At 35.1% G+C, this 26383-nt stretch carries 23 protein-coding genes; 2 read left to right on the top strand and 21 right to left on the bottom strand.

What is annotated here, in order from left to right:
• Nucleotides 1-100: 100 nt before the first annotated feature.
• From ABIQ27_RS11565 to ABIQ27_RS11540, 6 genes are all read right to left on the bottom strand, one after another.
• Nucleotides 101-1297, bottom strand: a complete 1197-nt coding sequence (locus ABIQ27_RS11565) for an aspartate aminotransferase family protein (RefSeq protein WP_348034055.1) — start codon at nucleotides 1295-1297, stop codon at nucleotides 101-103.
• Nucleotides 1298-1308: 11 nt separating this feature from the next.
• Nucleotides 1309-1554 (bottom strand): hypothetical protein, encoded by a 246-nt coding sequence (locus ABIQ27_RS11560; protein ID WP_348034054.1) that lies wholly within the window; start codon nucleotides 1552-1554, stop codon nucleotides 1309-1311.
• Between the two features lie 40 nt (nucleotides 1555-1594).
• Nucleotides 1595-3241, bottom strand: a complete 1647-nt coding sequence (locus ABIQ27_RS11555) for an OstA-like protein (protein WP_348034053.1) — start codon at nucleotides 3239-3241, stop codon at nucleotides 1595-1597.
• A 132-nt stretch (nucleotides 3242-3373) separates the two neighbouring features.
• Nucleotides 3374-7303, bottom strand: coding sequence for a T9SS type A sorting domain-containing protein (locus tag ABIQ27_RS11550; RefSeq protein WP_348034052.1), 3930 nt, complete (start codon nucleotides 7301-7303; stop codon nucleotides 3374-3376).
• 18 nt (nucleotides 7304-7321) lie between these two features.
• Entirely contained in the window at nucleotides 7322-8083 is a 762-nt protein-coding gene (locus ABIQ27_RS11545) for a LytTR family DNA-binding domain-containing protein (protein WP_348034051.1), read from the bottom strand.
• A 75-nt stretch (nucleotides 8084-8158) separates the two neighbouring features.
• The gene (locus ABIQ27_RS11540) at nucleotides 8159-10093 is read right to left on the bottom strand and encodes a tetratricopeptide repeat protein (protein WP_348034050.1); all 1935 of its coding nucleotides are present in this window, start codon (nucleotides 10091-10093) and stop codon (nucleotides 8159-8161) included.
• 284 nt (nucleotides 10094-10377) lie between these two features.
• Here ABIQ27_RS11540 and ABIQ27_RS11535 point away from each other — a divergent pair, with 284 nt between their 5' ends.
• Nucleotides 10378-12171 carry an alpha-amylase family protein gene (locus ABIQ27_RS11535; RefSeq protein ID WP_348034056.1) on the top strand — a complete coding sequence of 598 codons (1794 nt, stop codon included), beginning with the start codon at nucleotides 10378-10380 and terminating at the stop codon, nucleotides 12169-12171.
• A gap of 33 nt (nucleotides 12172-12204) precedes the next feature.
• Here the strand turns inward: ABIQ27_RS11535 and ABIQ27_RS11530 are convergent, their stop codons facing one another.
• From ABIQ27_RS11530 to ABIQ27_RS11515, 4 genes are all read right to left on the bottom strand, one after another.
• A complete protein-coding gene (locus ABIQ27_RS11530; protein ID WP_348034049.1) occupies nucleotides 12205-12666 on the bottom strand; it encodes a DinB family protein in 462 nt (153 codons plus the stop codon).
• Between the two features lie 37 nt (nucleotides 12667-12703).
• A complete protein-coding gene (locus ABIQ27_RS11525) occupies nucleotides 12704-13117 on the bottom strand; it encodes an arsenate reductase ArsC (protein WP_348034048.1) in 414 nt (137 codons plus the stop codon).
• A 127-nt stretch (nucleotides 13118-13244) separates the two neighbouring features.
• Nucleotides 13245-13688 (bottom strand): DUF6428 family protein, encoded by a 444-nt coding sequence (locus ABIQ27_RS11520; RefSeq protein WP_348034047.1) that lies wholly within the window; start codon nucleotides 13686-13688, stop codon nucleotides 13245-13247.
• A gap of 16 nt (nucleotides 13689-13704) precedes the next feature.
• Nucleotides 13705-14037 carry a metalloregulator ArsR/SmtB family transcription factor gene (locus ABIQ27_RS11515; RefSeq protein WP_348034046.1) on the bottom strand — a complete coding sequence of 111 codons (333 nt, stop codon included), beginning with the start codon at nucleotides 14035-14037 and terminating at the stop codon, nucleotides 13705-13707.
• A 258-nt stretch (nucleotides 14038-14295) separates the two neighbouring features.
• On the opposite strand from ABIQ27_RS11515, the gene ABIQ27_RS11510 reads away from it, so the two are divergent.
• A complete protein-coding gene (locus ABIQ27_RS11510) occupies nucleotides 14296-14664 on the top strand; it encodes a hypothetical protein (RefSeq protein ID WP_348034045.1) in 369 nt (122 codons plus the stop codon).
• 31 nt (nucleotides 14665-14695) lie between these two features.
• Here the strand turns inward: ABIQ27_RS11510 and ABIQ27_RS11505 are convergent, their stop codons facing one another.
• The 11 genes from ABIQ27_RS11505 to ABIQ27_RS11455 form a co-directional block, all read right to left on the bottom strand.
• A complete protein-coding gene (locus tag ABIQ27_RS11505) occupies nucleotides 14696-15967 on the bottom strand; it encodes an adenylosuccinate synthase (protein ID WP_348034044.1) in 1272 nt (423 codons plus the stop codon).
• 85 nt (nucleotides 15968-16052) lie between these two features.
• Nucleotides 16053-16505 (bottom strand): transcriptional repressor, encoded by a 453-nt coding sequence (locus tag ABIQ27_RS11500; protein WP_348034043.1) that lies wholly within the window; start codon nucleotides 16503-16505, stop codon nucleotides 16053-16055.
• A 104-nt stretch (nucleotides 16506-16609) separates the two neighbouring features.
• Nucleotides 16610-18829, bottom strand: coding sequence for a RelA/SpoT family protein (locus ABIQ27_RS11495; RefSeq protein ID WP_348034042.1), 2220 nt, complete (start codon nucleotides 18827-18829; stop codon nucleotides 16610-16612).
• A 61-nt stretch (nucleotides 18830-18890) separates the two neighbouring features.
• Nucleotides 18891-19334: a DoxX family protein gene (locus ABIQ27_RS11490; protein ID WP_348034041.1), complete on the bottom strand. Its 444-nt coding sequence runs from the start codon at nucleotides 19332-19334 to the stop codon at nucleotides 18891-18893.
• A 30-nt stretch (nucleotides 19335-19364) separates the two neighbouring features.
• Nucleotides 19365-20156 (bottom strand): RNA methyltransferase, encoded by a 792-nt coding sequence (locus ABIQ27_RS11485; protein WP_348034040.1) that lies wholly within the window; start codon nucleotides 20154-20156, stop codon nucleotides 19365-19367.
• Nucleotides 20157-20192: 36 nt separating this feature from the next.
• Entirely contained in the window at nucleotides 20193-21467 is a 1275-nt protein-coding gene (locus tag ABIQ27_RS11480) for a DUF58 domain-containing protein (RefSeq protein ID WP_348034039.1), read from the bottom strand.
• Nucleotides 21468-21526: 59 nt separating this feature from the next.
• Nucleotides 21527-22543 (bottom strand): MoxR family ATPase, encoded by a 1017-nt coding sequence (locus tag ABIQ27_RS11475; RefSeq protein WP_348034038.1) that lies wholly within the window; start codon nucleotides 22541-22543, stop codon nucleotides 21527-21529.
• Complete coding sequence (locus ABIQ27_RS11470; RefSeq protein WP_348034037.1) at nucleotides 22543-23745, bottom strand: DUF4350 domain-containing protein; 1203 nt, start codon at nucleotides 23743-23745, stop codon at nucleotides 22543-22545. Before ABIQ27_RS11470 ends, ABIQ27_RS11475 begins: the two co-directional genes overlap by 1 nt.
• Nucleotides 23742-24503, bottom strand: a complete 762-nt coding sequence (locus tag ABIQ27_RS11465) for a DUF4129 domain-containing protein (protein ID WP_348034036.1) — start codon at nucleotides 24501-24503, stop codon at nucleotides 23742-23744. The genes ABIQ27_RS11470 and ABIQ27_RS11465 overlap by 4 nt, the downstream gene beginning before the upstream one ends.
• Entirely contained in the window at nucleotides 24496-25422 is a 927-nt protein-coding gene (locus ABIQ27_RS11460) for a hypothetical protein (protein ID WP_348034035.1), read from the bottom strand. The genes ABIQ27_RS11465 and ABIQ27_RS11460 overlap by 8 nt, the downstream gene beginning before the upstream one ends.
• 2 nt (nucleotides 25423-25424) lie before the next feature.
• The coding region (locus tag ABIQ27_RS11455; RefSeq protein ID WP_348034034.1) for a stage II sporulation protein M at nucleotides 25425-26383 on the bottom strand (959 nt) is incomplete at its 5' end.

Below are 26383 nucleotides of genomic sequence, written 5' to 3'. Positions count from 1 at the left end.
ATCTAGGTGCATAACTGTAGGTGTTAAAATTATCCTTAATAAAATTAGGGAAACACGTTGCTTTTTTTGTGGGCTGCGATTATTGTTGTAAACAATTTAATTAACAATTTTTTAACTCGCTGAAAATCGCATTCATAGCCTCAATAATGATAGCGCAACCTTCTCTGATTTCATCGTCAGATATTGTTAACGGAGGAGTAATTCTGACAGCGCAACCTTCGAAAAGAAGCCAAAATAAAATCAAACCTTTCTCCTGGCATTTGAAAATCACCTTATTGGTAATTTCTGGGTCTTTTGTCATCGCTGCGAGCATCAATCCTCTTCCGCGGATTTCCTCTATCAAAGGATGTACCAAAAGCTCCCGAAACAGCTTTTCTTTTGCCAGCGATTGTTTGCTGTAGTCTTTTTCCAAAATTTCTTCCAAAGTAGCCAAACATGCTGCCGCTATGACAGGATGACCGCCAAAAGTGGTAATATGTCCAAGCTTTGGATCATGGCTTAATAAATCCATGTGTTTTTCATTGGCAACAAAACCACCAACAGGCATTCCGCCAGCCATTCCTTTTCCTATTATAATTACGTCGGGAACGACATTGTAGTTTTCAAAACCGAACAGTTTTCCGGTTCTTCCAAAGCCAGGCTGAATTTCGTCCAGAATCAGCAATGCACCAACTTCTTCACAACGTTTTTTGATTTTGGCTAAGAAATCATTTTTTGGTTCTATAAAACCAGCGCCGCCCTGAATGCTTTCGAGAATGATTCCGGCAGTTTTGGTTGTTATTTTTTGAATGTCTTCTTCGTTATTGAATGTGATAAAATCAACATCGGGAATTAATGGACGAAAGATTTGTTTGCGTTCTTCAAAACCCATCACACTCATCGAACCCATAGTATTTCCGTGATATGCATTGTAACACGATATCAATTGACTTCTTCCGGTAACTCTGCGGACTAGCTTTAAAGCGCCTTCGCAAGCTTCGGTTCCCGAATTGACGAGATAAACTTTGTTTAAGCTTGGCGGCAAATTCTCCACCAATAATTTACAATATTGCACTGCAGGATGTTGGGCATATTCGCCATACACCATAACGTGCGAGTATTTATTTAATTGGTCTTTAATGGCCTGATTAACTCTTGGATGCTGATGTCCTAAACTCGTTGCTGAAACTCCGGCAACAAAATCCAGGTATTTTTTATTATTTGTATCGTATATATAAGAACCAACAGCATGTGAAACTTCCATGCCTAAAGGATAAGGTGACGTTTGTGCCTGGTATTTTAGGAAATCCTCTTTCAACTTGAATTGTTTTATTCGTTTAATTGATAATTCGTGACCGTATTGCAATTGGAGCACCAGTTAAATTGTTCTTCCTGGCTTCTCAAAAAAGTCTTGGTTTTTTCGTTGCAATTTTCACAAACTTCTTCATCAAAATCCTCTTCAAAAATTTGTAGCGGACAATTGTTGCAACTCCAAACAGTTATATTTGGCAACACTTCGCTAACGTACCAAGTGAAAGCATCTTGTTTGCATTTTGGGCAAATTTGAGTTGCCATTTTATTGTTTTAAAGTTAATAAGGAACTGCTTTCTGCCGACTATTTCACCATTGGTTTGGAGTTTTTCTTGTCGTACTCTAATGTTTCTTTGCTAGGTTCCAACGGCACATTTTCTTTAGCCATTTCGACTTTTCGTTCAGCTTGAATCTTGGCATCGAGTTCGTTTTCTTCTTCAGGGAAAATATCGTCTTTGGATTTTATCCGTTCATCGCCACGCCAGACAAAACCACGAAGCTTCCTGGCATTTTCGGGCAAATCTTTTTCGGGATAAATATCGCCATCAGGATTGTTAAAGATGGTTATAGTTTCAATAGTATTTTTGTCTAAAATCAAATTGATTTTGCTTCCAATACTTTTATTGATGCCAATGAGTTCGTTTTTGTCATTCCTAAGATAATAAATGACTTCGGTATTTTTGATAATATCAACTTCGCTGAGTTTATTGTCTTTGAATTTACCATAAAGATTTTGCCCTTTCACCTGATTATAGCCTGTTCCAATAGTATCTTTGGATATGATAAAAGAATTGTTCAGGACTTTGAGTGAGTCAAGTTTTTCGGTGTTGTTATTTCCAATAAGATGCATGATATCACCCGTCAATTGGTTGTCATAATTCCAAAGTATTGGTCGGCCAATGAGTTTTGTTAAGGCTGCTTTTTGATCAGAATGTATCGAATCACATTTCCCGCTCATATCCGTTTTATAAAAACGAACGTTATTGAAGGCACGAACAATACGTTCACCGGTCTTTCCAGTAATCAGCATTTTCTTTCCATGAATATACATCGAATCTTTTTCCATCAATGATATCGCAACAGCTCTTTTGGTAATCATCATCGAATCTTTTTCGGTTTTTAAGTTCCGATAAATTTCTGCATAATGTCCTTTAATCACTCCTTTATTTATAGAATCTGTAATTTTGACATTATTGGTTCCGGAAGCATATTCACGATTTCGGTCATAATACAAACTATCAGCTTCAATTCTCCGGTCTTTGTATTTGATGTAGGATTTTCGAAGGAAATAGGCAAAGTTCTTTTTGGTATCATAAAAACCTTTTTCTGTGTAAATGAAATTCTCTTTACTAGTTATAGTCGAAGGTCCAAATAAATAGGAGTGGCCCGAATTGGTATAATAATCCAAATGGTTAGACTTGATTGTGTATTTTGGATTGGTAATCGTGACAGCTGTCAGGAATTTGAACTTTTTTTCATTGGCAAAATATCTTCCTGATTTACTTTTCAGGGTGTTTTCTTTATTGGTAATCGTTCCGTTTGAATTATAAAAAGCTTCCTGTGTATTTCTGTCAAAGTTTATAGTATCGGTAACCAAAGTCGATTCGGGTGAACGCATCACTACATTTCCTGTAGCATATGCTTTTTTTACTTCACCATTGTATTCGGCATATTTACTATTTAGAAAAAGCGTATCGCCTTGTGCCATTTGAACTTCGCCAAAAGCTTTGAGGTAATTTTCTTTTTGAAAAAAATAAGCTTTGTTGCAGGTAATAACTACACCATCCTGTCTTGCTCTGACATGGCCGCTTAATAAAAGCGCATCAGGAATTTTTTCTTGATCTATAGTGGAGAAATCGGAATTTTCAATAATAATATTGCTTGCTTTTTGTGCATTTACATTCGTCAATGTAAAAAGCAATAATCCGATGCTAAAAAGTAACTTTTTCAATGAATTTATATTTGTGTCAAAAATATGAAATTACCAACAATGTAAATGGTTATTACCAATTATTTATGAAAAAGCAAAAAGCGTAAATCAGTTTCCTGGCTTACGCTTTTCACACAATTAACTTTTTGTTTTTTATTCTTTCACTATTTTTTCAACTTTACTTCCTTTTTCGGTTTTGATTTTCAGGAAGTAAATACCTTTTGACTTGCCGGATATATCAAGTTTGGAGTTGGTTGCATTTTCTAAAAGTGTTTCTAGAATTCTGCCCTGAACATCATACAATTCAATTGAATCGATAATAAAATCACTATCAATATTGATGATTGAAGTTGTCGGATTAGGATAAATTTTTACACTATTGTCAATTTCAAAACCTGGATTACTTAATTCTGCAAAAGTTGTTTCGGCATCATTAGTTGCAATAGGGAAATTGTAGTCAAAATAAATGCCTGCTCTTTGTAAAACGGTATCATTGTTTACCAGATTATCCTTAGTTTTTATTTTAAACAATACATCTCCGTGACCTCCAACTGGTGGAGTTCCATGTGCTGCTGCAAGTTGTATGTTTTGAAAAACAAACTCGACAACATTACCGCTAATTCTTGTGTAGGATGGGTGAGAGGTATTCATAACCTGCAATGTTGAGATATCATATTTTGTTGGATCAATTTCACTTCTTACCACAATGTTTTCTGCTTCAAAAGTTCCTAAGTTTTCAAAATTGATAGCATAATGCAAATAATTTCCAATTTCTGATGGAGGAGCAGTTTCACCTTCTAAACATTCAATGCTATTTGGGTCGTAAGAACCAACCACTGTTTGATTGTAATTGTATTGATTATCGCCAGGCAATTCATCGTCAGCCACAGGAGTTATTGCTGCTGTAAAGTTTAGAATATCTCCATTGTTTACCGCTGGAATCTCCATTGGAGTATTTAAATTAAGAGTGACTATAATGCTTCTGTTTTCAAAGGGCATTAAGTTGGTATAGTTCCATGAAAGTGAGTTTACTCCTGTAGCATCAGGCGCCGGAAATGCATCTTCCAAATCGGTTCTTGCATCGTCAAATGTTAGCGTAACAGTTCCGGAACGCATTTGGTTTCCTTTGTTTTTGTACACAACTTTGTATCTTGCATTAAATCCTGGTCTTGCCGGTTCTAATGGTGCAAAGACAACTTCGATGTCTTTATGTGTTCCAACTGCAGCAATACAAAAGTTTTGAGTAGAGATATTATTGTTGGCATCAGTAAAAGTAAAATCTGCAGAAGCTGGTGAAAAATCAAACCAAGCCTGATTTTCAACATTCGGAGCTATTGTATATGTGCCTGCATTTGTATAATAATTATATGTACCATTGATATTCGTTACTGTAGCTCCTGTTGTAAGCGTGTCGTTTATATCAAATCTCACAAATGGATTTATTACATCGGTCACATCACAACCATTATTATCCGCATCAAAAATAGCGATTCCTGTTATTGTGTTGTGGTTTCCACCAGGTGTAAATGAGCAATAAGAATTCGCAACTGTTGCAGTCATTCCCAAATCATTCAATTGTGTCTGAAGAGACTCAAGCTGTGTGCTGTCTGCACAGATATATTCCAAAGCAGGATTATTAACAAATTCTAAAATCTGCTCATTTTTACCATTTTTCAAATACAAAGTAGTAAGCGCATTATCACTGCATCTTAATTGATTTAGATATGGAGAATTATTTACATCGATGGTTTCAAGCTGATTGTTTGTACAATATAAAAACTCAAGATTGACTAAGTTGCTGACATCTAATAAAGTGCTTTGGGTTCCAACAGTACCTAAATAACGCAGATTCGTTAAAAAATTCACATCCAGATTTGGAAGTACATTATAAGAATAATCTAAATTCTCAAGATCTTCATGATTACTCAAATCCAAACTTGTAAGTTGATTTGCGCTGCAATAAAAAGTCTTTAGATTGTTTAAACCAGCAATGCTGATAGATGGCATTTGATTATTACTGCAATTAAATGATTCTAGATCGAGCAGATTGCTTACATCCATACTTGTGATTTGATTGTTGGAGCAATCCAAAAACTTTAAGTTATTCAAACCACTTACATCTAAGCTTGTCAACTGATTTGTATAACAATTCAAGGTTTCAAGGTTGATTAAGCCACTTATATTTAAACTGGTCAGATTATTTGCCTGGCAGATTAAAGATTTAAGATTTGTTGATAAACCACTCACATTTGAAAGCTCAAGCTGATTATAAGAATAATCTAAATTGACAAGATTTGACAGCCCACTTAAATTTAAGGTTGTAAGCAAATTGTTTGCACAAGTTAATTGGGTAAGACTGGTTAAATTAAGAACATTAAGCGTTGCCAGCTGATTGTGTGAGCAATTCAAATACTCAAGGCTTGGCAAATTAACCAGGTTTAAGTTGGATAATTGATTGTAATTATAATCTAAATTTTTAAGGTTTATCAAGCCTGTTAAGTCAAGGTTGCTGATGTTGTTATAAGAACAATACAAATCTGTCAGGTTAACCAGATTGCTGACATTTAAACTGGTAAGTGCCTGATAGTTGCAACTCAGTCTTTTTAGGTTTGTCAATGCATTTACATTTAACGAAGTAAGAAGCCCTGCATTACCGGGAAAACCATCGCAGGTAAGATTTTCTATGCTGGTTAATCCGCTAAGATCCAGACTGCTCAGGTGATTTAAGCTGCAGTCTAAATTTTTCAGATTTGATAATCCGGCAACATTCAGGCTGGTTAACTGACCAACATACTGACCATCTTGAATAAAACCACCACCACAATACAAGTCAACTAAATTTGTCAAAGCTGAAGCATCTAAAGTTGTTAAATTATTGCGAGAACAGTATAAGGTCTGAAGGTTTGGTAAATTGGTTAAATTCAAACTTGTAATTTCATTACTCGAGCAATCCACCTCTGTTAATGCCGGCAGAGTATTTAAATCTAAAGAAGTAAGTTTACCATAACTGCAATTTAACTTTTGAAGGCTAGGCAAACCAATTAAATTCAAAGTTGTTAAATGACTTAATACTACTGAACTGGAAGTAACATTTCCAACAATTTGAAACTCCTGCAGGCTGGTTAAGAATGCTAAAGTTACGCTGGTTAGGTCGTCATTTCTATTGCATTCTAAAGTTACCAGATTTGTAAGCCCACTAATGCCAAAAGTAGTAAGTTTATTATCGGAACAAATTAGTTTATTAAGGTTTGTAAGCCCATTTACATCCAAACTTGTTATTAGATTGCTTTCGCAACGTAATTCTGTTAATCCGGTCATTCCATTTACATTTAAACTGGTAAGCTGATTATTGGAACAATATAATTTCGTTAGGCTGGAAGGCAAGCTTAAATTAGTAAGTTGATTGCCTGAACAATCCAGTTGGTTTAAATTTGTCAGTCCGGCAAAATTCAAATTGGTAAGCATGTTATAGGAGCAGCTCAGACCCGTCAGAGTAGATGGTAATCCGTTTAGATTAGTCAGGTGATTTCCCTGACAGTTCAAAAACGTCAAATTTGAAAGTCCATTTACATTCAGTGTGGTAAGTCCTGAAAATCCACAAGTAAGCGTTGTAAGATTGGTTAAATTACTTACATTCAGAGAAGTAAGAGTGTTAGCTCCAAAAATAATCACGCTTGTTAAACTCGTCAGACTGTTTATGTTTAACGAATTAAGATTGACCATATTATAAGATGAAAAAGACGTCAAATTTGTCAGCGCACTTATGTCAAATGAAGTTGCCTGATTGTAATTCAGACTCAATGCCTGAAGATTAGTAAAGCTGTTAACACCGGTTAAATTAGTAATTTCAAAACCGGAAATAGTTAAGAGTTTCACGGCCAATGCTTCGCTAACCTGAATTTCGCCATCGCTATTAGCATCAATTACCATCCACTGATCACTAAAATCCTGAGCTATTTTATTGGCTGCATCTGTTGTGCTTGCCGCCAATAATTTAGTCTTGAAAACAGGGTCGGGAATCGTGACAATCTGGGCATTTACCATTCCGGTAAACAACAATAATAAGGGTAGAATTTTTTTCATGGTTTCTATATGTTTTTCTTAAAAGTTCTTAATTAATTCCTGCAATCTTTCTCTTTTACTTTGTGCAATTGGAATACTGGTATTATCTGCCATAACCACATATCCTCCGTCGGATTTTATGTATGATTTCAGATAAGAAAGGTTAATCAAATGGGATTGATGTATACGTTCAAAACCATGTTCGGTCAACATTTCTTCGTATTCTTTGAGTGTTCTCGAAATCAATAACGGCTTATGATTTTTTATAAAAAACTCGGTATAATTTACTTTGGCCTCACATCTGATGATGTCAGAAACATCAAAAAGATGAATTCCATCGCTGGTGGAAAGCGCAATTCTTTTGAAATTATCTACTTTTTTACGGATGTTTTCCAGCAGTAAATCAATATGTTCAAATGAACTGTTTTTGCCGACAACTGCTTTAATTTTCGCAATTGTATTTTGCAATTCTTCCGGATCAACAGGTTTAAGAATAAAATCCAAAGCACTAAACTTGAAAGCTTTCACCGCGTATTGTTCATGTGCCGTAATAAAAACAATATGCGCATTCGTTTTTCCTCTGGTTTTGGCCAGCTGTTCCAAAATGTCAAATCCGGTTCCGTCTGATAAATGAATATCTAAAAACAACACCTGCGGCTGCAGTTTTTCGAGAATGGTAACTCCAGTTTTTACACTTTCGGCTTCACCAATGATATTGATTTCATTGGTGTAACGTTCTAAAAGTGCTTTTAAGCCTGTTCTTAAATGCTTGTCATCGTCTATTAATACTGCTGTTATCATGTTTTAGTGATTAGTGATTAGTGATTGGTAATTAGTTCAGCTGGTCATAGCTAGTCACTAATTACTAATCACTAGTTACTGAATATATTGTTTTGGCAACCGTAACGTTACTCGCGTTCCTGTTACTATGTTATTTTCCTCTAGTTCTTTAATTTCGATTTGTGCCGATTTGGAAATGGTGGCCTCCATAATTTCCAATCGCTTTTTGGTAATTTCCAATGCCATTGATTTGTGCGCTTTCATTGAATTTTCTTTTATGGCTGCCGATTTTGTAATTCCGATTCCGTTATCCCAAATAGTGCAAACCAATTGATCATTCTGAACATCAAAATCAACGACTATCATTCCGCTGCCTTCTTTGGGAACCAAGCCATGCAGAATTGCATTCTCAACAAATGGCTGGATTAACAATGGCGGCAATCCCATATTGAATTCAACGCTTTCGCTCGATTGTATCTTAAAGTCAAACTTATCGTGGAATCGTAGTTGTTCCAATTCCAAATAGTTTTGCAGGCTTTCAATTTCTTTATCAATGGGAATCAAAGCATCTTTTGAATATTCTAAAGTCAGACGCATCAATTTTGAAAATTTAGACAAATATTTCAAGGCAGAATCAGTTCCGTTTTGTACAATAAAACTCGAAATCGAACCCAAACAATTGAATACAAAATGCGGATTCATCTGTAAGTGCAATGCTTTTTGCTCATATTCCGCCACTTCTTTCTGAAGCGTCAAGCGGCGTTTTACCTGATGACGGTTTATCAACACGAAAATCAATCCAACAAACAATAATGAACCAACAATTGAAAAGATTAGGAGTAAATGTTCACGTTTGTTTTTTTCCTGAAACAAAGCTTCCTTTTTCTGGAATTCAAAATCCATTTCGGCACGGTCAAATTTCTTGGTGCTTTCCATTGTATTCAAACTATCGCGGGCAATGATATAGTTTTTATAATGTTGTAATGAAAGTGCAGGCTGGTTTTGAGCGCCATAAATATCACTTACTAATTTCTCCGAATGATACGTTTGGTCAAGCACGCCAATTTCTTTAGCATAATCTAATGATTTTGTTGCCAATGGCATTGCGTGTTCGTATTCGTTTTGCTCAAAATAAAGTATTCCGAGATTGTATAAAGCCAGTGATGCACCAAATTTATTCTGCATGCTTTCATACAAATCAAGCGCTCGTTTGTAATGAGTTTCAGCTTTAGCAACGGCTTTTGTTTTAATATAATAATCGCCCCAATAATTTTGCAGAAGTGCTAATCCTCTTGTGTTTTCAATGGTTTTGAATAATTTTTCTGCTTTTGTATAATAGGAATAAGCCTGAGGTAATTTATTGTCTTCAAAATAGATAACGCCAATGTTTGTCAAAGTTACCGGCATCGTTTGTTCGCCAATTTCTTCTTGCATTTTTAAAGCTTTATTAAAATATTCTAATGCTTTTGCATTATTGCTTCTTGATTTATAAACGATGCCAATATTGTTGTATGACTTGGAAATGCTGTTCTTTTGATTTATTTTTTTGTAAAGCTCCAAACCACTTTGGTAATTATCCAATGACTCATAATAATTTCCTTCCTGCGAGAAAATAACACCTAAACTTGAGTAGCATCGCGCCAAGCCATAAATAAAGGTTTTGTTTTCTTCGTCTGATTTTAATAGCGATTTAAAAATGCTGCTGGCTTTTTTAAAATGGGTTTTAGCAACATCATAATTTCCTAAAATGATGGAAGCATTACCCAAATTCACTTCTCCATTAGCTTGTCCGAAACTATAATTTAATTTAGCAGATAACTGCAGCGCTTTGTTAGCATAAAATGAAGTCGAATCTGGATTTATTTCCTTAAATTCTGAAGCCAGTTTATTCAGGATGCCCACTTTAGCAGTGTCGATTTTGGTTACTTTATAGACTCTTTTCAAACTGTCAATAGTTGTTTGTTGTGACCAACCCAAATGACCTATGAAAAGGATGAAACTATAAAGAACTATTTTAGATGCCGTTTTCAAAACTATTTGATTTTAATTTCTGAAACAAAGATAGAAGCATTATTGAGTTTAAATTTAATGAATTTTTATTCCACGGATTTAACTTATTATTAGCTGCCTTTTGATTATTATCTGAATTTTACAATCAATAAAAATGTTTAAAACCACTATATTCTTTATATTTGTTGTTACGGCTTATTGAACCTATTTTAAGCCCGATGTATAGTATGAAAACAAGTTTAACATTTGCGGTAGTAATGTGTTGTGCCATTGCAAACACAACCGTTGCTCAAAAAAAAACCACTATGAGTGCCAAACCCAAAGTAATTAATACGCCTAAAAAAGATGTAGTCTATCAAGTTTTTACCCGCTTATTTGGAAACAAAAATACCACCAACAAACCTTGGGGAACCATCGAAGAAAATGGCGTTGGGAAGTTTAATGACTTTACAGATAAGGCATTGCAGGAAATCAAGAAACTAGGAGTGACTTATGTTTGGTATACTGGCGTTCCGCATCATGATGTGATTAGAGATTATACTAAATACGGTATTTCCAATGATGATCCCGATATTGTAAAAGGCCGTGCGGGTTCGCCTTATGCCGTAAAAGATTATTATAATGTAAATCCGGATTTGGCGGTTAATCCTGCGAAACGATTAGAAGAATTTGAAGCATTAATTGCACGAACGCACAAGAATGGATTGAAAGTCATAATCGATATTGTTCCGAATCACATTGCGAGAAATTATCATAGTTTGAGTAACCCAAAAGGCGTTCGAGATTTTGGTGCCGATGATAATACTTCGGTAGAATACGACAGAAACAACAACTTTTATTATATCCCGGGAAAAGCGTTTGAAGTGCCAACTTCACCGACATACAAGCCTTTAAATGGAGAACAGAATCCTTTGATTGATGGCAAATTTACCGAGTTTCCGGCAAAATGGACAGGCAACGGTTCGCGTCAGGCAAAACCTGATATTAATGATTGGTATGAAACCGTAAAAGTAAATTATGGAATCAAACCGGATGGTTCCAAAGATTTTCCGGAGTTGCCCGAAGGATTTGACAAAAAAGACTGCAAAGCGCATTATGAATTTTGGAAAGACAAAGATGTACCAAGTTCATGGAAAAAATTCCGTGATATCGCTTTATACTGGACTGCAAAAGGCGTAGATGGTTTCCGCTATGACATGGCAGAAATGGTGCCTTACGAGTTTTGGAGTTATATGAATTCGGCTATCAAGATGAAAAACCCAAAAGCATTTTTATTGGCTGAGGTTTATAATCCAAAAGAATACAGAAACTACATAAATCTTGGGAAAATGGATTATCTGTACGACAAAGTGGAAACCTATGATCAATTAAAATCCATTATTCAGGGTAATGCAATGCCTGAGCCGCTTTCGGAAATTCAGGAACGCATGGCTGACATAGAGCATCATATGCTGCACTTTTTGGATAACCACGATGAACAGCGATTAGCAAGTCCGGAATTTGCAGGCACTCCGGAAAAAGGAAAGCCAATGATGGTTGTTTCGGCAACGATTAGCTCTTCACCAACTATGATTTATTTTGGGCAGGAAGTAGGTGAAGACGGAAAAGAAAATGCTGGTTTTGGAACACATTCCCGCACATCAATTTTTGATTACATTGGTGTTCCGCATCACCAGCGTTGGATGAATGGCGGCAAGTTTGATGGTGGACAATTATCAAAAAGCGAAGCTGACTTAAGAGATTTCTACAAACGACTATTAAATTTTACAATTAGCAGCGATGCCTTGACTGGTAAATTCCAGGAGATACAAACAATTAACAGAAATGAAACCAAAAGATATGGTCCTGGAATGTATTCGTATGTACGCTATACGGCAAAAGAAAAACTGATTGTAGTGACGAATTTCTCTTGGGTTACTACGAGTGATTTTGAGTTAAAAATCCCGGAAGATGTAATTAAAGCATGTAATTTGAAAGACGGATTGTATAATGTGAAGGACCAGCTTTACGGAAGCACAGCACAACTAAAAGTGACAGATGGTAAAGGGACGATACAGTTGAGTGTAAAACCGAGCGAGAGTTTTATATTTAAGCTTTAAAAAACAAAACCCTTTCAGAGATGAAAGGGTTTTTTAATTTAGATACTTAGCTAATAGAACAATTTGCCCCAAATGATAGGCATCATGCTGAATTATTCCGTGTATGTGTTCATAGTAATCCATTTCGTTGTTTGGGTATATTTTTGGAAAATCTTCTTCCTGAAAGCTTTCCAAAAAGGCAAGCCATTTTTCCTGAGATTCTTCGAGTTGTTGTAAAGTCTCTTTCCAGGCAGCATCAGAGGCATCAACAATTTCCGTTATATAGTTATTGCTTGGTGTTGTAATGATTTCTCCCTGTACGCGTCTTAAAACATTCAGCCGCCAGCTTATTATATGATTGACTAACTGCCAAATAGAATTGCATTTATCCAACGAATGTGCCGCTGCATCTTTCGCAGAAATTCCTTCAAGTGTTGCCGTGATAGTAACATCAATCCATGGATCTCCTGCGTATAGATTTTTAAATAAACCCGCGATGCGTTTAGATTCTTTCATACTCAAAAATATACTTTTTTTTGTACAAAATAACTAACTATAAATATTCCAATATAAATTTTTCGCAATAACCTTTAATCATTTGCTGAACTATCCGAAATTCATTGAGAATTTCATTTTCTGTTCCGGTTGCCGGAGCTGGGTCTGGAAAATTTTGATGAAATCGCTTTGCTTTACTTGGGAAAAAAGGACAATTCTCCTTTGCGTTATCACAAACCGTAATTACAAAATCAAAATCAATATTATAGTATTCGTCAATGTTATTAGAAGTGTGTTGGGAGATGTCTATTCCATCTTCTTTCATAATAGCAACAGCTTTTGGGTTGACGCCATGAGTTTTCATTCCGGCACTATAAATCTCAGCCTTGCCATTGGCAAAATAGCGAAGATAACCCTCTGCAATTTGACTTCTGCAGCTATTTCCAGTACAAAGCACAAGTATTTTTTTCATGTCTAAACTAATAACCAAATGATATTAATGATGCAGAATTTTGCATCCCATCCAAAAATCAGTTGAAGTGTGATAACTGAAGTCGTTATTACAATTGGTCTTTTGTATTTTGTTAAAAAACGCTTCATTAGCAACATTTACTTTCTGAAGAGCAACAAACTGCTTTTTCCTGTTCTTCAGGAACGCCACAATTTTCTTTTGCAAGGCAGGCTGTTCTCTTTGGTAATAAAAGGAAGTTTTTCCCATCGAATCCTAAGTCATATTTACCAATGGTGTCTGATTGGTATTCTACTTCAATTTCTAAATCTTCCATGCCCAATTTACGTTCAGAAAGTGCAATGATATTCATTAGTTTTTTTGGTTTTAACCGATGTTCAAAATCATTGGCATCCCATAACTGGAAGTTCGCCACTTTTTCGTTTCTGACTGTTCCACCACAATCAATAAAATGTTTGGTAATTACGCCCACTTCTGTAACATGGAAATGTTCGGGAACAAAAGTTCCATTCTCCAGTTTAAAATCTACAGCTTCAACTGTATCTAAGATTTTTTTGATTTCTGATAGTTTCATGTTTTTATATTTTTAATTAGCAACAACTGTATTTCTTTTTCAGTAAGCTGGTTGCAATTGCTGAAAAATAGGATTTAAGTGTTTCCAACGCATTCTGATCAATACAATAGCAAATGGAAGTCCCTTCAATACTGCCTTTAATCAATCCGGCGGTTTTCAATTCTTTTAAATGTTGTGAAACAGTAGGCTGGGCAAGAGGAAGTTCGTTTACGATATCCCCACAAATACAACTGTCTACGTTCATAAGATATTCCAAAATAGCAACGCGAGCAGGATGTCCGAGAGCTTTTGCCAAAGTCGCAATTTGATTTTGAGTATCGGTAAAATGGTCTGTTTTAGACGCTCCCATAATTATTGTATTTTAATATTGCAATATTACGATAAATAAAATTATATTTCCAAATAATTTACAATATGAACTCTCAATTTTAAGTTTCTGGACTATAATATAGGATGTAACAGTAAAAATCTTACTTTCTGAAAATGAGAATGTTAAAATATGAAAACCTTGTAAAATTGAAAATGGAATCTTGTAACTGTAAAGATTTATATCACAGTAAATTTATACCTCACAATTTTAATTTAATTTTTAAAAAACACTTCAACTATGAAACTAGCAAAAATTCTGCTGACCGCAATATTCCTTATTGCATTAAATTCAGCACAGGCACAAACAAAAACCTTAACATTTCCAGATTGGGGTGTCGCTGGTTATGACGTTGCAACTTATTATTATATTCCGGCAACGGAAACGTATTATGATATAAAAAACAAAGAATATGTCTATATGCGGGAAGGAAAATGGGTAAGAAGTAACACTATGCCTGTTGAATATGTGGATTATGATCTATACAATGGCTACAAAGTAGTGCTTACAGATGAAAATGAACCTTTTCCTCATTATAACTACCTGAAATCAAAATATCCTAAAACATATAAAGGCAAACCACAGAAAACGATTAAACCTAAAAAATAAAATTAAAAAAGCCCCAAATTTGGGGCTTTTTCTATCTTGTAATCGTCTGCTTTCTGTCAGGGCCAACAGAAACAATTTTTATCGGTACTTCAAGTTCTTTTTCTATGAATTCGATATAGTCTTTTAACTCTTTCGGTAAGCTGTCATAAGTAGTTAAACCTGTTAAATCAGCTTGCCAGCCTTTGAATTCGGTATAAATAGGTCTAACGTTTTCTTCTTCAATATTATAAGGTAAATGAAAAATCACTTCGCCTTTGTAGTCATACGCAGTGCACACTTTCAACTTATCAAAACCTGAAAGTACATCGCCTTTCATCATCATTAGTTGGGTTACACCGTTTATTTGAACAGCATATTTCAACGCTACCAAATCTAACCAACCACAACGTCTTTTCCTTCCTGTTACCGAGCCAAATTCGTTACCTACTTTTGCCATAACATCGCCAGCATCTCCAAAATCTTCGGTAGGAAATGGTCCCGAGCCAACACGTGTTGTATATGCTTTAAAGATTCCAAAAACTTCCTTGATTTTATTTGGCGCAATGCCTAAACCGGTGCAAGCACCAGCAGCCGTGGTGTTAGATGAAGTTACAAATGGATAGGTTCCAAAATCAACATCCAATAACGAACCTTGTGCGCCTTCACAAAGAATAGATTTACCAGCTTTTTGAGCTTGTGCCAAATATTCTTCGCTGTCAATGAAATCCAATTTTCTTAAATCTTCAATAGCATCAAAAAATTCCTTTTCAAGTTCTGGTAAATTGTATTGAAGCTCCACGCCATAAAAAGCAATCATAGCTTCGTGCTTGTCTGCCAAAGTGCGGTATCTTTCTTTAAAATCAGCTAATTCAATATCGCCAACACGGATTCCGTTTCTGCCGGTTTTATCCATATACGTTGGTCCAATACCCTTTAGCGTTGAACCAATTTTGGCTTTGCCTTTGGCTGCTTCAGAAGCAGCATCAAGCAAACGGTGTGTGGGAAGTATCAAATGTGCCTTTCTTGAAATAATCAGTTTTGATTTAATATCCAAATTGAATTTGGCCAAACCATCAATTTCACTTTTGAAAACCACCGGGTCAATCACGACACCGTTTCCGATGATGTTGATATTGTTTTCATGAAAAATCCCTGATGGGATAGTTCTCAGAACGTGTTTGATACCATCAAATTCGAGCGTGTGTCCGGCGTTTGGTCCGCCCTGAAAACGGGCAATAATATCGTATTTTGAGGTTAGAACGTCAACAATTTTTCCTTTGCCTTCGTCTCCCCATTGTAATCCGAGTAGTAAATCTACAGTCATTGTGTGTTGTTGTGTGTGTTGTTAATTTGGTTATTTGTTAATTTGGTTATTTGATATCGAATACACGAATTACCAAATCACCGAATCAATCTTTTTTATTAGCATAAAAATACAACGAATGGTTGTGAATTTCAATGCCAAATATTTCTTCGATGGTTTGCTTGATAGTTTGAATTCTTGGGTCGCAAAACTCAATCACTTCTCCGGTGTCGGTCATGATGATGTGATCGTGCTGCTTATCAAAATACGACTTTTCATAATGTGCCTGATTTTGTCCAAACTGATGTTTACGCACCAACCCACAATCCAATAAAAGTTCAATTGTATTGTATAAGGTAGCACGCGACACACGATAGTTTTTGTTTTTCATTTTGATATACAAATTCTCAATATCAAAATGCTCTTCGCTATCATAAATCTCCTGAAGAATAGCATAACGCTCAGGTGTTTTGCGATGTCCTTTGTTTTCAAGATAAAGTGTAAAAACGTTTTTTACAGTCTCTTGATTTTTGGTATTATCAGATGCAATTAGTGTCATGGGACAAAGATAGTTTTTAGTTTAAAAGTTTAAAAGTTTATGGACTTAAAAGTTTAGATTTATTATTCAGAAACAATTCATAACTTATAATTTACAACTCATAATTAGTTTGTATAAACCCTCGTCACTTTATCAATCCCATCAATTTTTTTAATGTTGTCGATGAGTTTTTTCAAAATAGCATTATTCTGTACGATAACGGCAACTTGTCCATAAAATATTCCGGCTTCACCACTTAGGGAAATGCTTTGGATATTCACATGCATATTGTTTGAAATTACTTTGGTTAATTCATTGGTCAAGCCCAAACTATCCATGCCCGTAATTTTTAAAATAGCTTTAAATTCCTGTTGCGATGAATCGATCCATTTGGCAAGCATAATTCGATATGCATAATTGGATTGTAGTGAAATTGCATTTGGACAATCTTTTTTGTGTACTTTGATGCCTTCGTTGATGGTTATAAATCCAAACACATCATCGCCCGGAATTGGGTTACAGCAGGAAGATAATTTGTAATCCAGTTTATCATGTTCTGCACCAAAAACGAGCATATCAAAATTATTGCTCAATTCAGGTTTGTTGATTTCTTCTTGATTTGAGCTTGGCGAACGCTTGATTTTGTTCTTAAAGAAATTCATCAGGGTATTGCTTTTTTGAGCAGCAAAATCCTTAAGTTGTTGGTTTTCTATAGATCCGATTCCGGCGCGGTAAAATAAATCCAAACTGGTTTTAAGCCTGAAATAATTTACCAATTCATTAACTACATTTTCATTGATTGTGATTTTTAAATGCTTCAATTTTCGGGTTAATAACTCTTTTCCGTCTTCGGCAATTTTCTTGGTGTTTTCGTTGAGAACGTTCCTGATTTTATTTTTGGCTCTCGATGTCGTAACATAATCAAGCCAGTTTATTGTTGGTTTTTGATGAACAGAAGTTATGATTTCAATCTGGTCACCACTTTTCAGTTCGTGATTAAGCGGAACTAATTTTCCGTTGACACGGGTTCCGCGGGTTTTAATGCCAATTTCGGAATGTATGCTAAAAGCAAAATCGAGTGAAGTGGCTCCTTTGGGCAAAGATTTGATTTCGCCTTTTGGTGTAAACACAAAGATTTCTTTGGCATACAAATTCATTTTGAAATCTTCTACAAAGTCAACTGCATTGGTTTCAGAGCTTTCCAGCGCTTCTTTCAACAAGTTGAGCCAGGTATCCAAACCGCTTTCTTCTGTTGCGCCTTGTTTGTATTTATAATGTGCTGCGTATCCTTTTTCGGCAATTTCATCCATTCGTTCGCTTCGCACCTGAATTTCTACCCACCGGCCTTTTGGTCCCATAACGGTAATGTGCAGGGCTTCGTAACCGGTTGATTTTGGTGAAGAAATCCAATCGCGCAAACGGCTCGGACTCGGACGATAATGATCGGTAACGATGGAATAAATTTTCCAGGCTAAGAATTTCTCATCGTGAAGATTGGATTTGTAGATGATTCGAAGTGCGAATTTGTCATAGACTTCATCAAAAGTTACGTTTTGAGCCGCCATTTTTCTACGAATGGAATAGATAGATTTTGGCCTTCCTTTTAGCGTATATTCAACACCTTCTTCGTCTAACGATTTTTTTAAAACATCCGAAATCGTTTTGATATATTCATCCTGCTCTTCTTTGGTTTCCTTGATTTTGCTGACAATATCTTTGAAAATATCGGGTTCAGTATATTTCAGACCTAAATCTTCCAGTTTGGTTTTTATGTTGTACAAACCCAAACGATGGGCGAGAGGCGCATAAATGTATAAAGTTTCCGAAGCAATTTTCACCTGTTTGTAATCGGGCATCGAATCCATGGTCTGCATGTTGTGCAAACGGTCGGCAATTTTTATCAGAATCACACGAACATCATCATTTAAAGTCAATAGCATTTTACGGAAATTCTCCGCCTGCATTGAGATGTTCATGTCTTTTTTAACCTGAGAAATTTTGGTCAGACCTTCGACCAGATGGGCAATTTTTGGATTGAATTTTTTTTCGATGTCTTCAACAGTAACATCAGTATCTTCAACAACATCATGCATTAAGGCGGCGGCAATACTTGTTGCGCCAAGGCCAATATCTGCTGCTACAATTTTGGCTACACCAATAGGATGAAAAATATAAGCTTCGCCCGATTTACGGCGCTGATCTTTGTGAGCTTCAACGGCAACATCAAATGCTTTTCGGATGAGCTTTTTATCAGAATCAGTAAGTGTCTGATAACTTATACGAAGTAATTCTTTGTATTCTCGGGCAATAGCTTTTTTTTCTTCTTCTAAATCTATTTCAATCATAGCATGTTCAATCTATTAGCTAAAAATAAGCATTACAAATGAACTGTGCAAGTGAATTACCTTATCGATTTGCAATTTTATAATCTAAACTATAATTTCCGGGACCAGTCAGAAAAAGACCAATATAGGTGATGAAATAGACAAAAGCGTTGTTCATTTCAATGCCGTTATCGCCTGAATAAATTACTTTAAATTTGGCTACGCAGACAATTATATAACCCATGCAAATAAGTAATGGAATCAATGCCAATCGCGTAAATAAACCAAAAATTAAAAATAAGCTACAAAAGAATTCTGCAAAAATGGTTAATGCTAAAGGCGTTTTTCCGGTCATGCCAAGAAAGCTTACTTCCTTTGCCCAAAAATCGGAAGCGGCCATGGTTTCGAAATTAATTAGTTTTTGGTAGCCATAAAATGCCATAACAACACCAATAATAATCCTGATTAGTAAAATTCCCATCGACAAATTAATGGGTTGAAACGAGCTTAACAGATTTTTTTTCATTTGAATTTGGTTTTAATAGTTGATTAATATTTAATGAAACCCTCTTTGACGTTTTGCCTCAAAAATTAAAATAGCAGCAGCAACAGAAACGTTCATGCTGTCAATTTCTCCCTGCATCGGGATAATGATATTTTGTGTGGCTTTATCGCGCCAAAGCTGGGATAATCCGGTGGCTTCTGTGCCAACGACCAATGCTGAAGGTGTAGTGTAGTTTTGGGTGTGGTATGCAGTAGAATTCTGCAGTGTGGCACTGTAGAAATTGATATTGTTTTTTATTAAAAAATCGATAACTTCTTCAGTTGAACCCGTTGCAATCTGGTTGGTAAACAAACAGCCAACACTAGAGCGAACGATATTCGGATTGTATAAATCGGTTTTTGGATTGGCAATGATTACGGCATCAACATTTGCAGCGTCGCAAGTTCTTAAAACGGCTCCGATATTACCCGGTTTTTCGATGGCTTCCATGACTAAAATCAACGGATTTTTGGGAAGTTTCAAATCGGATAACTGTAATGATTTGGTTTTGGCTACAGCCAGAATTCCTTCGGTTGTGTCCCGGTATGCAAGCTTTTGATAAACTTCTTTAGAGATTTCAATTACCTCAATTTGGTTATGCGTTAATTTGGTTATTTGTTGCGATGTTACCAATTCAGGTAGAAAGAGAATGGTTTCCAATTCGTAATTTCCTTTGATGGCTAACTCAATTTCGCGCATTCCTTCAATCAGAAAAGTGCCGGATTGTTTTCGGGCTTTGGCTTTTTCCTGAAGCTGCATCAGGGATTTTATAAATGGATTCTGCGAAGAAGTAATTTGTTTCATTATCAGTAGCAAAGTTCCAAAGTTACTGAGATTTTATTATAAAATCCCTCTCGCCTTAATTTCGAGGTATTTATTTATTGTATCCATTGTCAGGTTTTCAGGTTGTGTTAATACCGAATGGATACCGTATTTTTTTAATTCGGTTACGATAAGTTTCTTTTCAAAGATGAATTTTTCCGCAATAACCTTATCATAAACTTCCTGGATTGTATCTGCTTTATTATTGGTAATCTGATATAATTCGGTGTTTTGGAAAAAGACAACTACAAGCAAATGGTTTTTGGCAATCCCTTTTAAATAAGGCAACTGACGATGCAAACCATCCATAGTTTCGAAATTAGTATATAAAATTATCAGGCTTCGCTGATTGATATGTTTTTTTATATCAACATACAAACGCGAATAATCACTTTCAAAAAAGTTGGTTTTTATATTGTAAAGACTTTCGAGAATTTTTTGCATTTGCGATGTTCTTTTCTCAGCTACAACGCGATTTTCCACTTTTTTAGAAAACGAAAACATTCCGGCTTTATCTTGTTTTTTGAGGATAACATTCGATAAAACCAAAGTGGCATTGATGGCATAATCCAACAGGCTCATTCCGTTGAAAGGCATTTTCATCACACGGCCTTTGTCGATAACCATGTAGATATTCTGCGATTTTTCATCCTGAAACTGGTTGACCATCAAACTGTTTTTCTTAGCTGTAGCTTTCCAGTTTAAGGTTCTTATATCGTCGCCCGGAACGTATTCCTTGATTTGCTCAAATTCCATTGTATGGCCAATCCGCCTGATTTTTTTAACACCATATTGAAACAAATTATTCGAAAAAGCAATCAAATCGTATTTACGCAATTGAATGTACGAAGGATACGTTGGAACCATTTGGTCTTTGTTGAATTTGTATCTTTTGGAAATCAATCTCAAAGGCGAAGAAACATAGATGTTTAAGTTGCCGAAGTAATATTCACCGCGTTCTGTTGGGCGTAATTTGTACTGAAACTCATCCTGCGAAGCATTTTTTATTTTGCGGTTGATTTCAAAATTACGAACCTGAAACTGAACCGGGATTTCATCAATAACCTTTACAGAAATCGGAAAAGTATAGAAATTCTTAATGGTAACAATAATCGAATTTTCATCACCATTGGAAAGCTTTTCGGGAGTAATTCTTTCGGCATTAATTCCGGTAGTACTGCTGAAAAGAATTAAGATATCCAAACCAAAAAACACTAATAAAATCAATAATATATACCAGACTGCGCTGTAAAGTGAAGGGAAAATAAAGGCACAACAAAAGAGCACTATCATGCCAATCAGCAGATAGAAAAAGAAATTTGTTATATATAATTGCTTAAAAAAGTTCAATGTTATCTTGGTATTTCGATACTTTCAATAATTTGTTTTATGATTTCTATGCTTGTCAAACCTTCCATTTCGCGTTCGGGAGTAACAATAACTCTGTGTTGTAAAACCGGAATTGCGGCTTCTTTAATGTCTTCCGGAGTAACAAAATCGCGGCCTCTGATTGCAGCAAAACCTTTAGCTGCATTCAAAATTGCGATGGATGCTCTTGGTGATGCACCCAAATATAAGAAAGCATTTTCGCGTGTGTTGACAACCAATTTGGCAATGTATTCCAACAGATTTGGCTCAACCTGAATCTGTTTTACCAAGCCTTGATAATTTATAATATCTGAAGCTGATAAAACAGCTTTTATGTTTTCTAATTTATCGTGATTCTGCAATAAATGCTCGCGATTAATGATGTCGATTTCCTCTTCTAATTTTGGATAATCGATATTTATTTTGAACAAAAACCGGTCTAATTGCGCTTCAGGTAAACGATACGTTCCTTCCTGCTCAATTGGATTCTGTGTCGCCATAATAATAAATGGCTGGTCCATTTTATAGCAATGTCCGTCGATTGTAATTTGACGCTCTTCCATAACTTCGAACAAAGCAGCCTGCGTTTTTGCCGGAGCACGATTTATCTCATCGATTAAAACCAGGTTAGAAAATACTGGTCCCTTTTTGAATTCGAATTCTGATTTTTTTAAATCAAAAACCGAAGTTCCCAGTATGTCCGATGGCATTAAATCGGGTGTAAACTGAATACGGCTAAAATCAACCGAAATGGTTTTGGCAATGATTTTTGCAGTCATTGTTTTTGCAACGCCGGGAACACCTTCAATCAAAACATGTCCGTTAGCCAAAATAGATACCAGTAATTGGTCAATCATTTTGTGCTGACCAACAATCACGGTTTCCATTTCTGCTTTTATTTTATCAATGCTTTCACGAAGTGGCTCAAGGTTTAATCTTGACTGAAAATTTACATTTTCATTTACGTTTTCGTTGCTTTCGAAGTTTTCTGTGTTTTCCATTAGTTGATAATTTTTTCTATTGCATTATTGATTTCGATTAAATCACTTTCTATACTTTGATGGTAGCTTTTTCGTTGATAATTTATCAAATATATCAAGTGTTCAATATCTTTTATTTCTTTTCCGGTTTTAGCGTGTAATTTTTTGACAAAATTTTCATCCAAAGTTGTAGTTTCTATTAGATATTCATTCCTGATTCTTTCCAGGAAATAGATAATTTTCTTGTCAACCAGGTTTTGATGATCGCCTTCCTGATAATATAAATTCCCGATAGTCTTAGTAAAATCGACAGTTGTATTTGATAATGGTTTTATTATCGGAATAATTCGCTGTTTTCTTTTAGCATTGAAAACTATAAAAATTACAATTCCAATCAAAAATAAATACCACGCCCATCTCAAAGCCGGTTGGCTTAAAATGTATCTATAGGGTGAACCCGATTCAATCAAACTGTTTTGTTCCTTAATCATCCAGTAAATGTCACCTTTTGGCATATATGCTAATACTTTTTCAGCATATTCTGCATGGTCATCTTTTAATAAATGATAATTCGTAAAAGCAGCAGGCTGCAGATGGATAAAGAAAACACCCTGTCTAAAGTTGACTTTTATGAAATTGACATATTTCTTTTTTTCAGTTCCCTGATAACCCAAAACGGCTGTATACAACGTGTCAATTTTTGAGAAATGAAAACTTCCTGCTCCTTGATTTAGGTTATATTTCTGTTTGCCTAAACCTGGATTTGCAAGCCAGCAATCTATTTTGTCTGACAAATCGAATTGCGATTCAGTTTCGACTTTTAGCGAATCGGTAAATATTTCTGGAAGACTGTGAACACTTAAAAAAGCAGTATTTCCATGACTTACAAAGTAAAACAACTCTTTTGTAGACTCGTCATCAATAATGTAATTATCACAAATATTTAGAATTGTTCCTTTGATTTTATAATTCTTTACCAACGTGTCCGAGTCATACAACGGATCAAGAAACTCATAAAGTGTTTTGCTTTCTTTCTTAATTTTATTCGGACTTAAAACTTTCTTCGATTCTTTATCAAAAACATATAATCCAAAAGGAATTTTATCTCTCAAATCATAGCTTGGATTCCAATCGACAGGTATTGGTTTGTTCGCATCAACATAGATGCAGAATCCAATCAAGACGAGCAGGAAAAATATATATATTTTCAGTGTTCTACTCATCGGTTAAGTGATTTTAAAGTTTTTTCGAATGCATTTTTTGCATTTGAAAAAGTCTGTTCTGTCATTTCAAATTCTCCGTACCAGATATAATTGTATAAATAGGAAAGATACTGGAAATCGGTTCTCAAATCGGCCGAATGGATTTCATATAAATAATCGGAATTTGTTTTTTCGGTATGCCAATCGATGATGTTTTTTTCCGCCAGACGCTTTAAAATCCACAGATAATAATATCGAATAGCCAATCTGTTATCGCCTTTACTTACGGTTTCCTGAATCAGTTTTTCAAAATCTACATAAATTAAGTTCTTTTCGATTTCTTCATCAGAATAAATTTTCCGTGTAGTTGATTTGCCAAAAATCCATTGTCCTTCTTTGTTCAGCACAATTTTTACAATCAAATAAATTACATAGATAACAATTAACGCTGCAATTGTTTTTAAGGTATACATCACATACTTTGCGGAAATGTCCATGTCTGATAATCCAAAAATCTTTTTGAAACCATAGGCTAGCCATTCTAAAAATCTGTCCCAAATGCTTTTCTCCGAAACTTTTACTTCATACTGAAATTCACCTGATTTGTATTTTTGTTTAAATCCGGCTTCGAATTTTGGTTTAAAAAGTAGTGTGTCATTGTCGACATAAATATCTTCTTCAGTGTATTTAATATGCTGAGTTTTGGCTACAGCCGATGAATCCTGTGGCCAAAGTGGTACAGAAACAAGGAACCAAAAAAACAAAAGGAATTTATTCACTGCCTATTAAATCTATTGAATCTTTTGAACTTATATTTTCGTCGTTTTCTTTTCTGCTATAATAGACCAAACCTTGATTTATCAATAGAAGATTATTTAAAATGTAACTCATTAAAATCGAGATTACCATAACAATTGTAAGCAGAATCTTGATGGATGAAGATCTGTCGTCGATATTTTGGGTGGTGAAAACAGATGCCATTCCAAATGCATAAGGGAAAAGCGTAAACACCGACATCGCAGTCTGAATAATAAGATACATGACCATTAATGAACCAATATTTGGAAAATACTGATTTCTTACATGCTTATAACCGCTGCCAAGTGCTTTGAAAAAACTCTTGTCATGATTGAGATATTCATAAAAACTAAGCGTAATCCAACTTATGGCTGTTGGTATTGCAAATAGAAGTAAAGGAATACCAATTAGGATAAAGCAAAGTAAAACCAGCAATACAAAAACCAACATCAACAGTGGTGTCACTAAGAAAATTAATCCTAAAAAGAAAATTAATATCCTTCCAAAATCAGCTTTGAATTTTGCTAAAATTTCTTTTGTTCCAAAATTATCACCTTTGTTCTTGGCATATAAATCCATATAAATTACCGGAACAGAATAGGTCAGCATGCTTAGTATAACAATGAATAAAAAAATGAAAATTGCACCAAATACTATTAAAACGGCATTGGTTTCTGTAAAATTCTGAATGAAATCAGCATTATTATTGAGTCGGCCAAAGTTTAAGGCAAAATCAAAATAGACCTGAAATAAAAAATAGGATAGCACTACCAAAATCATTAATAGAATTCCACAAATGGTGAAATAATTTTTCAGATAATGCTTTCCGGTTACCCTAAAAAACTGAAAAGTGTCACTTATGTAATCCCCGAAATCTCTTTTTTTGAATAGTGGAAACATAATTATCGGTTTATTTTTTTATGAACGATTGTCGGATAAACTAAAAAATAGAAAGATATCACAGACAATGTTCCGAGTATGATTATAATATTCAGCCAATGAGGCATTTCAATTGCATAACGTGTTACAAAACCTTCTATAAATCCGGCAGCAATTGTAAATGGAATGGTACTCAGAAATATTTTCAGACCATCTTTCATTCCGATTTTAAATGAATTCAAACGTGAAAATGTTCGTGGGAACAGAATTGAAGCACCAAGGATGAAACCGCAGGCAGCTTCTATTACCATTCCGAAAATTTCCATCGAACCATGAAGCCAAATTCCTCTGATGCTTTCTCCAAAAACGCCTTCTTTATAGAAAAAATATTGGAATGAACCCAGCATTATACTGTTTTGAATCAGGACTAAAAAAGTTCCGACTCCGGCAAAAATTCCATAAATAAAACAGCGAACGCCAACAAAAAGATTGTTCAGCGTGATACCAATAAACCCGCCCCAATTGCTGCCGGTTTTGTAAACGGCAACCGGATTTCCATCTTTGATATTATCCAGAGTCATGTTTACATAACCATCGCCGAGAATCAAACGGACAAAGTTTTCATCATATCTTGCCGAAACAACGCCAATCGCTACAGCACCAATGAATAAAACAAATGAATACAATATATATCTTCGATATTGATAAACCAGCAAAGGAACTTCGGTTTGAAAAAAATAAACGAACCTGTTTTTTTCTTCGCGTTTTGTTTTATAAATTTTTTGATAAATCTGTGACGCTAAGTAATTTAGATAAACAACAGTTTTGCTTTTGGGATAGTAGGTTTGGGCATATGATAAATCATTAACCAAATGAATGTACAAACTTGCCATTTCATCAGGATTTTTTTTAGATTTACCAAAAATTGCTTCTTCAAAGTCAAGCCATTTTTGTTTGTTTTGTTTTATGAATGCTACTTCCC

Origin of the sequence: Flavobacterium sp. (assembly GCF_039916025.1) — a bacterium.
Classification (GTDB): Bacteria; Bacteroidota; Bacteroidia; order Flavobacteriales; family Flavobacteriaceae; genus Flavobacterium.
This window is presented reverse-complemented; position numbering and strand designations above follow the sequence as displayed.

What these genes read in the sequence shown, in the direction of transcription:
- ABIQ27_RS11560 (WP_348034054.1), bottom strand. Translation starts at nt 1,554, where the DNA reads ATGGCAACTCAAATTTGCCCAAAATGCAAACAAGATGCTTTCACTTGG.
- ABIQ27_RS11550 (WP_348034052.1), bottom strand. Translation starts at nt 7,303, where the DNA reads ATGAAAAAAATTCTACCCTTATTATTGTTGTTTACCGGAATGGTAAAT.
- ABIQ27_RS11545 (WP_348034051.1), bottom strand. Translation starts at nt 8,083, where the DNA reads ATGATAACAGCAGTATTAATAGACGATGACAAGCATTTAAGAACAGGC.
- ABIQ27_RS11535 (WP_348034056.1), top strand. Translation starts at nt 10,378, where the DNA reads ATGAGTGCCAAACCCAAAGTAATTAATACGCCTAAAAAAGATGTAGTC.
- ABIQ27_RS11530 (WP_348034049.1), bottom strand. Translation starts at nt 12,666, where the DNA reads ATGAAAGAATCTAAACGCATCGCGGGTTTATTTAAAAATCTATACGCA.
- ABIQ27_RS11525 (WP_348034048.1), bottom strand. Translation starts at nt 13,117, where the DNA reads ATGAAAAAAATACTTGTGCTTTGTACTGGAAATAGCTGCAGAAGTCAA.
- ABIQ27_RS11520 (WP_348034047.1), bottom strand. Translation starts at nt 13,688, where the DNA reads ATGAAACTATCAGAAATCAAAAAAATCTTAGATACAGTTGAAGCTGTA.
- ABIQ27_RS11515 (WP_348034046.1), bottom strand. Translation starts at nt 14,037, where the DNA reads ATGGGAGCGTCTAAAACAGACCATTTTACCGATACTCAAAATCAAATT.
- ABIQ27_RS11510 (WP_348034045.1), top strand. Translation starts at nt 14,296, where the DNA reads ATGAAACTAGCAAAAATTCTGCTGACCGCAATATTCCTTATTGCATTA.
- ABIQ27_RS11505 (WP_348034044.1), bottom strand. Translation starts at nt 15,967, where the DNA reads ATGACTGTAGATTTACTACTCGGATTACAATGGGGAGACGAAGGCAAA.
- ABIQ27_RS11500 (WP_348034043.1), bottom strand. Translation starts at nt 16,505, where the DNA reads ATGACACTAATTGCATCTGATAATACCAAAAATCAAGAGACTGTAAAA.
- ABIQ27_RS11495 (WP_348034042.1), bottom strand. Translation starts at nt 18,829, where the DNA reads ATGATTGAAATAGATTTAGAAGAAGAAAAAAAAGCTATTGCCCGAGAA.
- ABIQ27_RS11490 (WP_348034041.1), bottom strand. Translation starts at nt 19,334, where the DNA reads ATGAAAAAAAATCTGTTAAGCTCGTTTCAACCCATTAATTTGTCGATG.
- ABIQ27_RS11485 (WP_348034040.1), bottom strand. Translation starts at nt 20,156, where the DNA reads ATGAAACAAATTACTTCTTCGCAGAATCCATTTATAAAATCCCTGATG.
- ABIQ27_RS11480 (WP_348034039.1), bottom strand. Translation starts at nt 21,467, where the DNA reads ATGATAGTGCTCTTTTGTTGTGCCTTTATTTTCCCTTCACTTTACAGC.
- ABIQ27_RS11475 (WP_348034038.1), bottom strand. Translation starts at nt 22,543, where the DNA reads ATGGAAAACACAGAAAACTTCGAAAGCAACGAAAACGTAAATGAAAAT.
- ABIQ27_RS11470 (WP_348034037.1), bottom strand. Translation starts at nt 23,745, where the DNA reads ATGAGTAGAACACTGAAAATATATATATTTTTCCTGCTCGTCTTGATT.
- ABIQ27_RS11460 (WP_348034035.1), bottom strand. Translation starts at nt 25,422, where the DNA reads ATGTTTCCACTATTCAAAAAAAGAGATTTCGGGGATTACATAAGTGAC.